The organism is Arthrobacter sp. TE12232, from assembly GCF_054062615.1.
This window is the reverse complement of sequence record NZ_JBSSFK010000001.1, coordinates 1,229,209-1,243,651: the sequence shown is the minus strand read 5'-3', so window position 1 is coordinate 1,243,651 and position 14,443 is coordinate 1,229,209. Positions and strand designations below refer to the sequence as shown.

The 14,443-nt window shown below is 68.7% G+C and carries 9 protein-coding genes; 6 read left to right on the top strand and 3 right to left on the bottom strand.

Annotated elements, in window-relative coordinates; translation table 11 throughout:
* Positions 1–212 precede the first annotated feature (212 nt).
* On the top strand, positions 213–1,712 hold the full coding sequence (locus ACVWZ7_RS05465; protein WP_456507216.1) for an NAD-dependent succinate-semialdehyde dehydrogenase: 1,500 nt from the start codon (positions 213–215) through the stop codon (positions 1,710–1,712).
* 83 nt (positions 1,713–1,795) lie between these two features.
* Here the strand turns inward: ACVWZ7_RS05465 and ACVWZ7_RS05460 are convergent, their stop codons facing one another.
* The 3 genes from ACVWZ7_RS05460 to ACVWZ7_RS05450 are packed head-to-tail and all read right to left on the bottom strand — an operon-like array spanning position 1,796 to position 7,037.
* Complete coding sequence (locus tag ACVWZ7_RS05460; protein ID WP_456507215.1) at positions 1,796–4,342, bottom strand: DUF3488 and transglutaminase-like domain-containing protein; 2,547 nt, start codon at positions 4,340–4,342, stop codon at positions 1,796–1,798.
* Positions 4,339–5,850, bottom strand: coding sequence for a DUF58 domain-containing protein (locus ACVWZ7_RS05455; RefSeq protein ID WP_456507214.1), 1,512 nt, complete (start codon positions 5,848–5,850; stop codon positions 4,339–4,341). Before ACVWZ7_RS05455 ends, ACVWZ7_RS05460 begins: the two co-directional genes overlap by 4 nt.
* 14 nt (positions 5,851–5,864) lie before the next feature.
* Entirely contained in the window at positions 5,865–7,037 is a 1,173-nt protein-coding gene (locus tag ACVWZ7_RS05450) for an AAA family ATPase (protein WP_456507213.1), read from the bottom strand.
* Between the two features lie 177 nt (positions 7,038–7,214).
* Between ACVWZ7_RS05450 and ACVWZ7_RS05445 the strand changes: the two genes are divergently transcribed.
* The 5 genes from ACVWZ7_RS05445 (at position 7,215) to ACVWZ7_RS05425 (ending at position 13,611) form a co-directional block, all read left to right on the top strand.
* A complete protein-coding gene (locus ACVWZ7_RS05445; protein ID WP_456507212.1) occupies positions 7,215–8,102 on the top strand; it encodes a TatD family hydrolase in 888 nt (295 codons plus the stop codon).
* A gap of 304 nt (positions 8,103–8,406) precedes the next feature.
* Positions 8,407–9,552: a transglycosylase family protein gene (locus ACVWZ7_RS05440; protein WP_116766036.1), complete on the top strand. Its 1,146-nt coding sequence runs from the start codon at positions 8,407–8,409 to the stop codon at positions 9,550–9,552.
* A gap of 169 nt (positions 9,553–9,721) precedes the next feature.
* Positions 9,722–10,621: a 16S rRNA (adenine(1518)-N(6)/adenine(1519)-N(6))-dimethyltransferase RsmA gene (rsmA, locus tag ACVWZ7_RS05435; RefSeq protein WP_456507211.1), complete on the top strand. Its 900-nt coding sequence runs from the start codon at positions 9,722–9,724 to the stop codon at positions 10,619–10,621.
* A gap of 113 nt (positions 10,622–10,734) precedes the next feature.
* Positions 10,735–11,697, top strand: coding sequence for a 4-(cytidine 5'-diphospho)-2-C-methyl-D-erythritol kinase (locus ACVWZ7_RS05430; RefSeq protein WP_456507210.1), 963 nt, complete (start codon positions 10,735–10,737; stop codon positions 11,695–11,697).
* 72 nt (positions 11,698–11,769) lie between these two features.
* On the top strand, positions 11,770–13,611 hold the full coding sequence (locus ACVWZ7_RS05425) for an ABC-F family ATP-binding cassette domain-containing protein (protein ID WP_344364105.1): 1,842 nt from the start codon (positions 11,770–11,772) through the stop codon (positions 13,609–13,611).
* Positions 13,612–14,443 lie beyond the last annotated feature (832 nt).

The following is a 14,443-nucleotide window of genomic DNA, read 5'->3' as shown; positions in this document are numbered from 1 at the left end:
GCTGCACAGCATTATCCGGATCGCGTAGTGCGCGCATGCATAGACTTGCCCGTGAGCGCGGCAGTACCGTGGCAGTAATCCAGGCGGCCGGCCCTACGGGAACGAGCGCCTCAACCGGCACGCAGTGCCAATAAATCAGTGCCAACAAACTAGAGCCAAAAAGCTAGTGCCAACAAACTAGTGCCAACCGAATTGCTGACGAGGGAGTCGTTGTGACTGTAACTGCCCAGCCTATTGTTTCCGCGGAGCGGGAGAAGGCCCTGCTGGCCTCGGTCCCGACGGGCCTGCTGATCAACGGCGAATGGCGTCCGGCCGCGTCCGGGAAGACCTTCCAGGTCGAGGACCCGGCCACCGGCCAGGTGCTGCTGAGCATCGCCGACGCCGGCCCCGAGGACGGCAAGGCGGCCCTGGACGCCGCCGCCGCCGCGCAGGAGTCCTGGGCCAAGGTCCCGTCCCGGGAGCGCGGGGAGATCCTGCGCCGCGCCTTCGAGATGGTCACCGAGCGGGCCGAGGACTTCGCGCTGCTGATGACCCTGGAGATGGGCAAGCCGCTGGCCGAGGCCCGCGGCGAGGTCACCTACGGCGCGGAATTCCTGCGCTGGTTCTCCGAGGAAGCCGTCCGCGCGTTCGGCCGCTACTCGGTCTCTCCGGACGGCAAGTCCCGGCTGCTGGTGACCAAGAAGCCGGTGGGCCCGTGCCTGCTGATCACGCCGTGGAACTTCCCGCTGGCCATGGCCACCCGCAAGATCGCCCCGGCCGTCGCCGCCGGCTGCACCATGGTACTCAAGTCCGCAAATCTGACCCCGCTGACTTCCCAGCTGTTCGCTGCCGTGATGCAGGAGGCCGGCCTGCCCGCCGGTGTCCTGAACGTCATCCCGACCTCCACGGCCGGCGCCACCACGGGTCCGCTGATCAAGGATTCCCGGCTCCGGAAGCTGTCCTTCACCGGCTCCACGGAGGTCGGCCGCCGGCTGCTCGCGGACGCCTCCGAGACGGTCCTGCGGACCTCGATGGAGCTGGGCGGGAACGCCCCGTTCGTTGTGTTCGAGGACGCCGACATCGATGCCGCCGTCGCCGGTGCCATGCTGGCGAAGCTGCGGAACATGGGCGAGGCCTGCACCGCGGCCAACCGGTTCATCGTGCACGAGTCCGTCGCGGACGAGTTCGCGGAGAAGTTCGCCGCGAAGATGGCGGACATGACCACGGCCCGCGGCACCGAGGCCGAGTCCAAGGTCGGCCCGCTGATCGATGCCAAGAGCCGGGACAAGGTCCACGAACTCGTGACCGACGCCGTGAACTCCGGTGCGGTCGCGGTGACCGGCGGCTCCGCCGTCGAGGGCCCGGGCTACTTCTACCAGCCGACCATCCTCAAGGGCGTCACCGAGGGCACCCGGATCCTGTCCGAGGAAATCTTCGGCCCCGTCGCCCCGATCATCACCTTTGACACCGAGGACGAGGCCGTCCGGCTCGCGAACAACACCGAATACGGCCTCGTGGCCTACGTTTTCACCCGGGACCTGAACCGGGGCATTCGGATGGGCGAACGCCTCGAAACCGGCATGCTCGGCCTGAACGCCGGCGTCGTCTCCAACGCCGCAGCCCCGTTCGGCGGCGTCAAGCAGTCCGGCCTGGGCCGCGAAGGCGGCCTCGAGGGCATCGAGGAATACCTCTACACCCAGTACATCGGCATCGCCGACCCCTACGCCGGCTAGGCACAGGGAACAGCCGGGCCGGATCCGCGGACGCGGGCCCGATGACGCGGGCCCGATGACGCGGGCCCGATGACGGCGGCAGGCTAGCCGCGACGCACCCGGCGGACGGTATTGCGGATCTTCCCCCAGGATCCCGCGATGCCCCGCCGGGTGCTTTCTGCTGTCCGGGACAGGACCCGGCGGGGCAGCGGGAGGGCCCGCCGCCACCCGGACAGGACCGACGGCGGCAGCCAGTCCGCACGCAGCCGCACCAGGAGCTTCGCGTTGGCCCGCAGCGCGGCCTGCACCAGTGCAATCCTGGCCGCGGCGCCCGCGGCGCCCGCGGGTCCGGCGTTGCCCGCGGATGCGGCGGCGTCCGCAGGTCCGGCGGCTCCGGCCGGGCGGCCGTACCGCTCCCGTTCAAAGTCCTCCGTCAGGGCGGCCGCTGCCCGCTGGCCGGGCGTCTCCGCTCCGCCGGGCTGTCCCAATGCCGCCGAGGCGCGCAGCCGCTCGGAGAAATGCCGCGGCGTCTCGCTGGCTCCCGGCGCCACGCCGTAGTCCGTGGCCAGGTCCCTCAGTTCGGCCCAGGCCGGAACGGCCGTTCCTGCCGGCGCGCCGCCCCTGCCGCGGGCCGCCGTCGTCAGCCTGCGGCGCCGCACCCCGCTGCGCACCAGCCGCGGGCAGGCCGCCAGCAGTGCGAGCAGCAGCACCGCTCCCAGGCCGTAGAGCGCCTGTGCCGGGTGGGCGTCCGCAGGGGTCCGCGCCCCGGCCGCCGGAAGGGGAACAGGGGCCAGGGTGGGGAGCGGCGCCGGCGTGGAACGGTCCCCGGGGGTCAGGGCATCGTTGCGTTCATTGGTGCTGGCGCCGCTGGGCGTGGCGGCCGCCGTGGCGTACGCCGGAACCACGCCGCGGGAGGGCGTCGGCTCAAACGGGACCCAGCCGATGCCCTGGAAGAAGAGCTCCGGCCACGCATGGGCGTCCCGGGAATCGACCTCGTACTCGGGCAGCGGGCCCTGGCCCGCGACGGACACGGAGGCGCCGGTGGAGCGGCCCGGGGCGTAGCCCACGGCGATTCTGCTGGGAATGCCCTCCAGCCTGGCCATCACGGCCATGGCCGAGGCGAAATGAATGCAGTAGCCGCTCTTCTGGGTCAGGAAGTCCGCCAGTACGGACAGGCCGTTGCCGTCGTAGCCGCCCTGCACGGGGGACTGCAGGGAATACGTGAACTGGAGTGAACGCAGGTACGTCTGGATGGCCATGGCGCGCGCATACGGCGTGGCGGCTCCGGCAGTCACGGTATCGGCCGTGGTGCGGACGATTTCCGGAACGTTCGAGGGCTGGCGGAGGAACAGCTCGGGGATCCCGCCGGCCGGCTGTGAGGCCTCTGCCAGTACCCCGGCGGTGAGCTGCGGGCTGACGGAGGTGACCACGTACTGCTGGTCGCGGGAGTTTGTGTCGACCCCCTTGATGCTGAGCGTGGCCGGATCCCAGCTCCAGCGCCCTGTGAGCCCGCTGACCGACTCCGGCGCGTAGGGTGCGGGGAGGTAGGGACTAGTGAACTGGCCGGTGTTGACGGCGGTGACTACGCGAAGCTCCGTTGCGGCGCTCTCAAGCCCGGAGTCAAGCCTGCCGGTACCCAGCTGGCGGGTGGACTCCCGGTCATCCGGTGCCCAGGTGTCGCCGTCGAAGTTATCCACTGTGACCGAGCGCAGGTACGGCGTCGTCGGCGCGTTCGTGGCAAAGGTGATCCGGCCCTCGCCCGAGGGGCTGCGCAGGCTGCTGCCGAGGCTGATCATCGGATTCAGGCCGGTTGCGCTGCCGAACGGGTTCAGCCGCGAGCCCTGTGGAAACGTGCCCTGGTCGAAACCCGGGATGACCGGCTGCAGCAGCAACGTCAGGGTCAGCGCAATGCCGGCCGTGACCGCGCCGCGCCGGATTTGTCCGGGGTCCCGGGCAGTATCGGCGCCGGTGCGGGCATCCGGTGTGAACCAGTGGCTGCAACCCAGGATCAGCAGATAGCCGACGGCGGCCCCGAGGAACCCGAGCACGCCCACGCTCTGCGGCTTGACCATGGCCGGCACCACGAGGATGGCCAGGATCCCGAGCCCGCTCGTGGCCGGGAGCGCCAGCGGGAACGCGAGGGCATCCACGAGGATCACCAGCAGCCCGAGCACGGCGCAGATCAGCATGACGATTCCGGCGTTGGGAGCCACCGGCGTGCTCTCGGCGAGCACGGTTTCGCCGGCCCGGCGGAGGAACCTTCCCAGGTAGTCCATGGTCTGGGCCGACGGGATGAACCCGGCAATGCTGTGCTGCCTGAAGAAGGTGAAGGTCAGCACCAGGATGAGCGCCGCCAGGCCGCCGGCAGCCACGAACCACGTCCGCGCGCGCAGTGACCGCAGCGTCGCCATGCTGAAGGCGACGGCAAGGACGGTGGTGAACACCGGGGAGTACCAGGCCCACCCGCGCAGGACGCCGTTGAAGCCGAGGGCGGCACCCGCGACGGCCACCGCGACGGCGGTCCCCATCACCCAGGGTTGGGCGCCGGGTCCGGCCCTGCGGGATGCGGTGCCGGGGGACAGGACCGTCGGTTCTTCTGTGCCGGAGGGGCCGGCGTCGGATCCGCTGCGGCGCTGCGGTGTGAGGGTCATGGCCTGCCCCCCGCGCCGCGGCGGACGTCGGCGGCACCGGCCACGGCCGGGTCCGTCTGGTCGAAGGCCGCCCATGCGTCAGGCAACGATGTCCGGGCCGATACCGCGACGGCCCGCCATCCGCCCAGCCGCAGTGCCTCCAGTGCCCCGGACACTTCGCCGGAGTCGTCTGACTGGTCCGTGACCAGCAGCGCGAAGGCGTTCGCGCCGAACGCTGCCGCCGGGGACAGCGCCCGGGCCTCGGCGTGCGTCAGGCTGCCCAGGACGGCCAGGATCGGACCCCGCAGCCGGTGGGCGGAGAGCTTGTCCAGCAGGGCGTCACCGAAGGCCTGTGGCACGGACCCTGAGGGTTCCCCGGTGCGGGCTGCCTCCTGCCCGGGGATGCCGCCGTGTTGCGGGCGGGGGCCGTGGGCGCGGTTGCGGTGCAGGTGGGTGTGGTGCGGGCCGGAGAGTTGGATGGCGGCCAGGCTTTCCGCGATGGACTGCAGTCCGGATGCTCCCGTGTACTCTTCGGCCTCGGGATCGGGAGCGGACGGCGACTGCCGGAAGGCGGGAGCGCCCGCGCTGTCCAGGAACCGCAGGGAGTAGTTGCGGTCGGCGAGGTGCGCGCCGATCGACATTGCCGCTGTGACGGCCCATTCGAAGGCGTCGCAGGTCAGCAGCTCATGGCTGGACCCGTCCCCGCCTCCGGGGTGCCCGGAGTGGGAGCGGCCGGCCGCAGAAAAGCCGCCGTGACCCAATACTCCGTGCGGGTAGGCCGAGAGGCGCTGGTCCAGGATGATGGTCGCCTCGGGGGTCGTGACGGATTCCTCCTGCCGCACCATGAGGGCCCCGTGGCGGGCGGTCGCGGCCCAATGCACCCGGCGCATCGGATCCCCGTGGCGGTATTCGCGGGTCATGACGTCGTCATCGCTCGGATTGGCCCGGACCCGGGTGGCCGTAACGCCGTCGTGTCCGCGGGCACCGGCGAGCCCCGTCGCGGGAAGCTCGACCGCGGCGGGCGTCACGGTGAGGAGGTCGCCGTCGTCGATTGCGTGGCGGTGGACGGACAGGCCGAAGGGGTCGCTGAACTCTGCCGTGACGGGCCCGATCCGGAACTGGCCCCGCTTGGTCGAGCGAAGGTGGTATTCATAGCGGCTGGTGCCCCCGGCCGCCGTGCGGGCGGGGAAGTGGAAGACGGGGGACTCGCCGAACCGGGCCGGCAGGTGTTCCTCCATGATCGCGTGGCCCGCTCCCGGCCCGCTCCGTGCCACGGCCAGACGCACCGTGGCGCGCGCGGACGTCTCGACCGGCGACGGACTGAACTCGCGGTAGACGCGAAACCTCGGCTTCAACACTCGGGTTCCGGCCAGCGACAGGAGCGGCAGGATCAGGAGCAGCACGGCCAAGGCCAGCAAATCCCGGCGCCCCATGATCTGCGCGGCCAGCAGGAAGATCGCACCCGCGCCGAGCAGTCCCCAGCCGCGGGTACTGAAGATATGTCCCGGGAACCGATCCCTCCACGCCACGGCGGAACCGTTGCCTAGCGCGGATTCGGCTGTTGGGGCGGCGGCGCGGCTGCCATGGCCGAGGCCTTGTTCCGGCCGGGGCGTCCGGTGCCGGTGGCTTCGGCCGTCACCTCCGGGGTGACAGGGATTTTGCCGATGATGGCACGGATGACGCTTTGCGGCGTCTCGCCCGTGCTGGCGGCCTTGCGGTCGAGGATGATCCGGTGGGCGAGCACGGCCTCGGCGACGCTGATGATGTCGTCCGGCAGGACGAAGTCCCGGCCATCGAGTGCGGCCGTGGCCTTTGCCGCGCGCAGGAGCTGCAGCATGGAGCGGGGGCTGGCGCCGAGCCGGAGCAGACCGCTTTCACGCGTGGCCCGTCCCAGGGCCACCGTGTACTCCTTGATGGGCCGGGACACGTAGACCTGCTGCACGGTGGCAATCATAGCGGCCACTTCCGCGGCGGTGACCACCGCCGTCACGCGGGCCAGCGGGGAGGACGCCTGATGGGTTTCCAGCATCTCCATCTCGGACTCCCGGTCCGGGTAGCCCATCGAGATCCGGGCCATGAAACGGTCCCGCTGCGCTTCGGGAAGCGGGTAGGTGCCCTCCATCTCGATGGGGTTCTGCGTCGCCACCACCATGAATGGCTCATCCAGCCGGTAGGACGTGCCGTCCACAGTGACCTGGTGCTCCTCCATACACTCCAGCAGGGCGGACTGGGTTTTGGCGGAGGCGCGGTTGATTTCGTCCCCGATCACGATGTTCGCGAACACGGCGCCGTGCCGGAATTCGAAGGACCGGGTCGCCTGGTTGTAGATGGATACGCCCGTGACGTCGGACGGAAGCAGGTCCGGGGTGAACTGGATACGGCTGACGGAACAGTCGATGCTGCGGGCCAGGGTCTTGGCCAGCAGGGTCTTGCCGACCCCCGGGACGTCTTCCAGGAGCAGGTGGCCCTGGGCCAGGAGCACCGTGAGCGCCAGCTTTGCCGCTTCGGCCTTGCCGTCGATCACCGTATTGATGGCAGAGAGGATCCGGGTGCTGGCGGAGTGGAAGTCGCCGGCATCCATGGCTGCCGGCACCTGCGGGGAGGAGCGGTGTCCGGCTGGCGCTGCGTCAACGGCGTCGGCATCCACGGCGGGGCGGCCCGGGAAGCTCCGTCCTTCGGGGAGAGCGTCGTCTAGGGAAGTGCGGTGGTAATCCATCGGCAGCCTTTCAGCCCTGGTGGGTCCCGGAACGGACCGGCAACGGCCGCCGGGCCCCGCATTGGGGTTCGCCTGTTTCCTTACGGTGAAATAACAGAGTACTTACAGACTACTAACACAACTGCCGGGCCTGACAGAGAGTTCCGGGTAATTCCGGGCGCCCGTTAGGGTGGAAGAATGCTCCATCCCCTCACCCCCGTCCCGTTCCGGTCGCCCGGAAATGACGGCACCGGACGCAGCGGCTATCCGCCGGCACCGGAACCGCTGCCCGTCCCGGTCATGGACAACCACACCCATCTGGACTTTCCCGACGCGGAGCTGTCCGTGAGCATCACGGACGCCCTCGACGCCGCGGCTGCCGTGGGCGTCCAGGGGGCGGTGCAGGTGGGGTGCGACCTCGAATCGTCACGGTTCACGGTCAATGCCGTCGAACTCGATGCGCGGCTCCTGGGCGCAGTCGCGCTCCACCCCAACGATGCCCCCGACTACGCCCGCCGCGGCGAACTGGACAGCGCACTGGCCGAAATCGAGGCCCTGGCCGCCCACCCGCGGGTCCGGGCGATTGGTGAGACAGGGCTGGACTTCTTCCGGACCGAGGGGGAGGGCCTGGCCCACCAGCGCTATTCGTTCCGCCGCCACATCGACATCGCCAAACGGCTCGGACTGACGCTGCAGATCCACGACCGCGACGCCCACGACGACGTCGTCCAGGTGCTGCGCGAAGAAGGAGCGCCGGAGCGTGTGGTGTTCCATTGTTTCTCCGGCGACGAGGAGCTCGCCAGGACGTGCAACGCGGAGGGCTGGTACATGTCCTTTGCCGGGACCGTGACCTTCAAAAACGCGTCCAACCTGCGGGCCGCCCTGGCCATCGCGGAGCCGACCCGGATCCTGGTCGAGACGGACGCGCCGTTCCTCACGCCGCACCCGCACCGCGGGCGCCCGAATGCGAGTTACATGGTTCCGTACACGGTTCGGGCGATGGCCGATGTGACTGGATCGGAGCTTTCCGGACTGTGCGCGCAGATCGCCGAAAATTCCCTGCGGGCATACGGATCCTGGGCCTAAAACGGTCACTTTCGGCCTCCGCCGAAGCATACCCGGTATGCACAAATTCTTGGCTGCTTTATAACGCTACGGTTACAGTGGTCAACTATTAGCCGGGGTCGGGGAAGGCCTACGGATAATTTCACTGAAGCAGGGCGTGCATCGTGGCAAACAAACCACATGTGCGCTCTCGTTTTGGGTGAGGCAGTGCACGCATCTTCCGTGACGCTCCGGACCCTGTCCGGAGCCGCCCCTGGCGCGCTCACGGGGGGTGGTCGCGTGCATTTATCCCCGTGCCCGGAAGGTCCAAGAGATTCGGGCAATCGTGGTCAAGTTCTTCACATCGGACGGCAAGATCAGCTTCGTCAAAGTTGGCTCACAGCTCGTAGTGCTGGTGGCACTGGTGCTGGGCCTCGTGGCCTTCGTCGGCAACAACAAGACGATCACACTCAACGTGGACGGCAAGGTTAGCTCCGTCCAGACCTTCGGCGGAACCGTCGCAGAGGTCGTCAAGGGTGCCAAGGTTGAACTGCAGCCAGCCGACCGGGTGTCGCCTTCGGCGGACTCCCACGTGCAGGACGGATCAGTCATCAACGTCAACCTCGCCAAGGCCGTTAAGGTCAGCCTCGACGGCGCCGAACGGACCATCAACACCACATCGCCCACCGTCGAGGGGCTCGTGACCGAACTCGGCGTGGCCAGCGCCTCTCAGGTGTCTGTGCCCAAGGACGCCCAGCTGGCCGTCTCCGGTTCCTTCGTTTCCATCTCGACGCCGAAGACCGTGAGCATCGTCGCGGACGGCAAGGCGGCCAAGACCACCACGACGGAGGCCACCGTGGCCAAGGTGCTCGAGGACGCCGGGCTGTCGCTCGGAGCCAGCGACCGCGTCTCCCAGCCCGGGAACGCGCCGGTGGTCAACGACATGGTCATCAAGGTCTCCCGCGTCGATGTCAGCAAGACGGCCAACACCACCGAGCCTGTCGCATTCGAAACGCTCACCACCGAAAGCGCTGACATGTTCAAGGGTGAGAAGACCGTCACCCAGGCCGGCGTCGCCGGTACCACCACCAAGAGCTTCAAGCTGGTCCTCGTAGACGGCCGCGAAGCCGCCCGGACCCTGGTCTCCGAGACCGTGAGTGCTCAGCCGGTCACCGAGAAGGTCACTGTGGGCACCAAGGAAAAGCCCCAGCCCGCAGCCAACACCGGTGCCGGCGCGCCCGCGATGATGAACCAGGGCATGTGGGACAAGATCGCGCAGTGCGAGTCCGGCGGCAACTGGTCCATCAACACAGGCAACGGCTACTACGGCGGCCTGCAGTTCGACGTCCGAACCTGGCTCGGCGCCGGCGGCGGCGCCTACGCCCCCAACGCCGCTGCGGCCACCAAGGCCCAGCAGATCGACATTGCCAACCGCGTCTACGCGCAGCGCGGCCTTGGCCCCTGGGGCTGCGGCTGGGCCGCCTCCAGCTAAGACGCCCAGCTGGCCTTCCCTGCCAGCACGCCCAGCCGGCTCGTGACTGCCGGCTGATGACCGCCCGCTCCCGCGGCGGCTGACCACGGCCGCGGTGAGACGCACAGGCCGGGTCCGGATCCCTCCGGGCCCGGCCTGTGGCGTGCCGGCGCCGGGATAGGATACCTAGGTGACTGAACCGAGCCCCTCCGCCCCCGAAAGCCTGCCGTCAGCGGCGCCCGCACCGCTGATGGGCGCCTCCGATATCCGCCGGCTGGCTGAGGAAATCGGCGTGCGGCCCACGAAGACCCTGGGCCAGAACTTCGTCATCGACGGCAACACCATCCGGCGCATCGTGGCCGCCGCGGACATCCGGGCCGATGAGACGGTCCTCGAAGTGGGGCCCGGTCTCGGGTCGCTGACCCTGGGCCTGCTGGACGCCGCCCGGACCGTGGTCGCCGTCGAAATCGATCCGGTCCTGGCCGGGCGGCTGCCGGCCACGGTGAACCAGTGGCGGCCGAACGCCGTCGGAAATTTCCACCTCGTCCTGGCTGATGCCATGAGGGTCACGGAACTGCCCGCGGAACCGACCGCGCTCGTGGCGAATCTTCCCTACAACGTGGCCGTTCCCGTGGTCCTGCACCTCCTGCAGCACTTCCCGAGCCTGCAGCACGGCCTCGTCATGGTCCAGGACGAGGTCGCCGACCGCCTCGCGGCGGGGCCCGGTTCCAAAACTTACGGCGTACCCTCGGTCAAGGCCGCCTGGTACAGCAGCATGCGCAAGGCCGGCGTGATCGGCATGAACGTCTTCTGGCCGGCCCCCAAGATCCATTCCGGGCTGGTTGCTTTCACGCGCCGCGAACCCCCTGTCACGACTGCCACGAGGGAACAGGTCTTCGCCGTGATCGACGCCGCCTTCGCGCAACGGCGGAAGACGCTGCGGGCGGCACTGGCCGGCTGGGCCGGCAGCGCCGCCGAGGCCGAACGCTGCCTGCGGGCCGCCGGCGTCGACCCCTCCGCCCGCGGTGAAGTGATCGATATTGTGGCGTTCGCGAGGATCGCCGAAGCCCACGCGCAGCCGGAGTCCTGAGTTCCCGCTGAGTTCCTTTGGAGTCCTTTGTGAATCCTTTGTGAGTCGCTTGTGAGTCTCAGGGGAGCCGTCCCGTGCTTGGAGCCGGGGCCGGGATGCCATAGCGTGGAGCCATGAACGCAGTGAGAGGGCGCTTTGCCGCGAGGACTGTCCGGGTCAAGGCTCCAGGCAAGGTCAATGTCTCACTGGACGTCGGACCCCTGCGGCCGGACGGCTACCACTCGGTGGCCAGCGTCTACCTGGCCGTTTCGCTCTACGAGGAAGTGGCCGCCACCAGCACCGATACCGGCGGGATCACCGTCAGCATAAGCGACGCCAGCACCCTGGACCTGGATGGCGTGGACATCCCGCTGGATCACCGCAACCTGGCTTACAAGGCGGCAGCGATCATGGCCGATGTCTCCGAGCACGCCACCGGGGTCCATCTGGAGATCACCAAACGCGTGCCCGTGGCCGGCGGCATGGGCGGGGGGTCCGCCGACGCCGCGGCCACGCTGCTGGCCTGCGACGCGTTGTGGAACAGCGGGCTGTCCCGCGATGAGCTGGCCCATCTGGCCGCCGAACTCGGCGCCGACGTCCCGTTCTCGCTCCTGGGCGGCACCGCCGTCGGGTTGGGACTGGGCGACGACCTCTCACCGGCCCTCGTCAAGGCCCAGACCGACTGGGTCCTGGTCGCGGCCGACTTCGGCCTGTCCACCCCGGAGGTCTACCGGACCCTGGACCGGCTGCGCTCGGCGGAGGGCGTCACGGTGGAGGAGCCGGTCGCCGTCGACCCCGGCGTCCTCACAGCCCTGCGCAGCGGCGACGCCGACGCCCTGAGCCGCGTCCTGGTCAACGATCTCCAGCGCGCCTCGATCGAACTGGCTCCGGGCCTGCGCGACACATTGGGGCGGGGCGAAGCATGCGGCGCGATCGCGGGAATCGTCTCGGGCTCCGGACCCACCGTCGCCTTTCTCTCGCACAGCCCCGCCGCCGCGGCCGGGCTCGCCGAGGACCTGCGCCACCATGGCCTGGATGCGATGGCGGTCCACGGCCCGGTGCACGGCGCCCGCATCATCTCCGATACGCTCCTTTAGGAGCTTTTGACGCACCGCATCTCTTGACTTCACCGCAACACTTCACCGATACACCTAAGAAAGCAGTTCCCAGTGGCACACCTGCTCGGCGGCGAGAACCTCACGGTCTCGTATGCAACCCGCACCGTCCTCGACGGCGTAACCCTAGGCCTGGAAGAGGGCGACCGGATCGGCATGGTGGGCCGCAACGGCGACGGCAAGTCGACGCTCATGCGCCTGCTGGCCATGCGCGCCACCCCGGATTCGGGCCGGGTGACCAAGCGCAGTGAAGTCAATATCGGCTACCTGGACCAGAGTGACGTCCTCGACGGCGACCTCACCGTCGGTGCGGCAATTGTCGGCGACAAGGCCGACTACGAATGGGCCCGCAATCCGCAGATCCGCGAGGTGATGGGCGGACTCGTGTCCGACGTCGACTGGCACGCCAACGTGCATGCTCTCTCCGGCGGGCAGAAGCGGCGGGTGGCCCTGGCCAAGCTGCTGATCGAGGACCACGACGTCATCATGCTCGACGAGCCCACCAACCATCTCGACGTCGAAGGGGTCGCCTGGTTGTCCCGGCACCTGAAGACCCGCTGGCGGCCCAACCAGGGCGCCTTCCTCGTGGTCACCCACGACCGCTGGTTCCTCGACGAAGTGTGCAACAAGACCTGGGAAATCCACGACGGCATCATGGATCCGTTCGAGGGCGGCTACGCCGCGTACGTCCTGGCCCGGGCCGAACGCGACCGCTCCGCCTCCGTGATGGAAGGCAAACGCCAGCAGCTGGTCAAGAAGGAACTCGCCTGGCTGCGCCGCGGCGCCCCGGCCCGCACCGCCAAGCCCAAGTTCCGGATCGAGGCCGCCAACGCCCTGATCGCCGACGTCCCCGAACCGCGTGACTCGATGGCGCTGAGCAAGATGGCCACCGCCCGGCTCGGCAAGGACGTCCTGGACCTGGAAAACGTGTCTCTCGACTTCCTCGGCGGCGAACCCGGGCAGAAGCTCTTCGACAACATCACCCTGCGCCTCGCTCCCGGCGAGCGGCTGGGCCTGGTGGGCGTCAACGGCGCCGGCAAAACCACACTGCTTAAACTGCTCAATGGCGAAATTCAGCCCACCTCGGGCAAGGTCAAGCGCGGCAAGACCGTGGTCACCGCCGTCCTGACCCAGGAGGTCAAGGAGCTCGACGACGTCGCCGACCTGCGCGTCATCGAAGTGATCGAGCGGGAGAAGCGCTCCTTCAACGTCGGCGGCAAGGAGTTCACCGCCGGCCAGCTCGTCGAGCAGCTCGGTTTCACGAACCAGAAGCAGTGGACCCCGGTCAAGGACCTCTCCGGTGGCGAACGCCGGCGTCTGCAGCTCCTCCGGCTCCTCGTGGGCGAACCCAATGTGCTCATGCTTGACGAACCCACCAACGACCTCGACACCGACACCCTGGCCGCCGTCGAAGACGTCCTGGACGGCTGGCCCGGCACCCTTGTGGTGGTCAGCCACGACCGCTACCTGCTCGAACGCGTCACGGACCACCAGATGGCGCTCCTGGGCGACGGCAAGATCCGCGCCCTGCCGCGCGGCGTGGACCAGTACCTCGAGCTGCGCGAGTCGGCGCTGGCCGGCTCCACCATCACCGGCGGCGGGAACCCCGTCACGGCCGCCGGCGGGGGCTCCGGTGCGGGCTCCGCGCCGGCTGCCGGTGGCGCCTCCGAAGCGGAGAAGCGCGATGCCCGCAAGGCCAAGAACCGGATCGACCGACAGTTGGGCAAGCTCAAGCAGCAGGAAGACAAGATCCACGCCCAGATGACGGCCGGGGCCGGGGACGCCAGCAAGTTCGATGAGCTTGCCGAGCTCAACAAGAAACTCCAGGAGCTCGCCGGCGAACGCGAAGCCCTCGAACACGAATGGCTCGAAGCCCTCGAGGTGCTGGGGGAGTAGTTCCTGACGGCCCGGGGGACATGCCCAGTGCGTTGGTGCTCAGCGGGTTCCGGCACGGCTGGACATGTCCCTCGGGTCACGACAAACCCTGAGGACATGCCCCTTGGCGCAGGCCAGGGATGAACATGCTCTCCGGTGCGCTCAGAGCCCTCGGGACATGTCCCGTGGTCCAGGCCAAGGCTGGGCATGTTCTCTCGTGTGCTCGGAACCCTCAGGACATGCCCCTTGGTGTCAGTCAGGGATGGACATGTTCCCCGGTGTGCTCCGAACTCTCAGGAGATGCCCCTTGGTGTCAGTCAGGGCTGGACATGTTTCACGGTGTGCTCGGAACCCTCAGGACATGCCCCTTGGTTTCGGCAAGGAATGGACATATTGGCCTCATGTCCACTCCCCGGAGCCAGAGGAGGGCATGTCCTAAGGAACACTCGACGGCATCGGCGCATTTCCCGTGAAGTGCTCAGTTGTTTCGCAGCCAGCTTGAATTGGCCATATCGCTAAATCCTGGGCACGCGGCTGGATAGGTCCCTTGTGAGGGCCAAGTCCTGTGCGAAGGCCACGGCCGGACATGTTCCCCGGTGCGCGCGTTCAACCGTCAGGACATGCCCCTTGCTGCAGGCCAGAAATGGATATCTTGGCCTCATGTCCACTCCTCCGGGCCGAGGGAGGGCATGTCCAGTGGAGTGGTCGATGTCCTGCTGCCAGCCGGGGTGGGCAAGACCTTGGGTCCTGCCCGGACTGAACATGTCCCGCGGAGCGCTGAGAACCCGCAGGATATGCTCCGTGGTGTAGGCCAAGGATGGGCATGCTGGTGTTATGTCCATTTCTCCGGGCC

Bases quoted from the DNA above. Each gene is read 5' to 3' on its own strand.
- ACVWZ7_RS05460 (WP_456507215.1), bottom strand. From the start codon at position 4,342: ATGACCCTCACACCGCAGCGCCGCAGCGGATCCGACGCCGGCCCCTCC.
- ACVWZ7_RS05450 (WP_456507213.1), bottom strand. From the start codon at position 7,037: ATGGATTACCACCGCACTTCCCTAGACGACGCTCTCCCCGAAGGACGG.
- ACVWZ7_RS05445 (WP_456507212.1), top strand. From the start codon at position 7,215: ATGCTCCATCCCCTCACCCCCGTCCCGTTCCGGTCGCCCGGAAATGAC.
- ACVWZ7_RS05430 (WP_456507210.1), top strand. From the start codon at position 10,735: ATGAACGCAGTGAGAGGGCGCTTTGCCGCGAGGACTGTCCGGGTCAAG.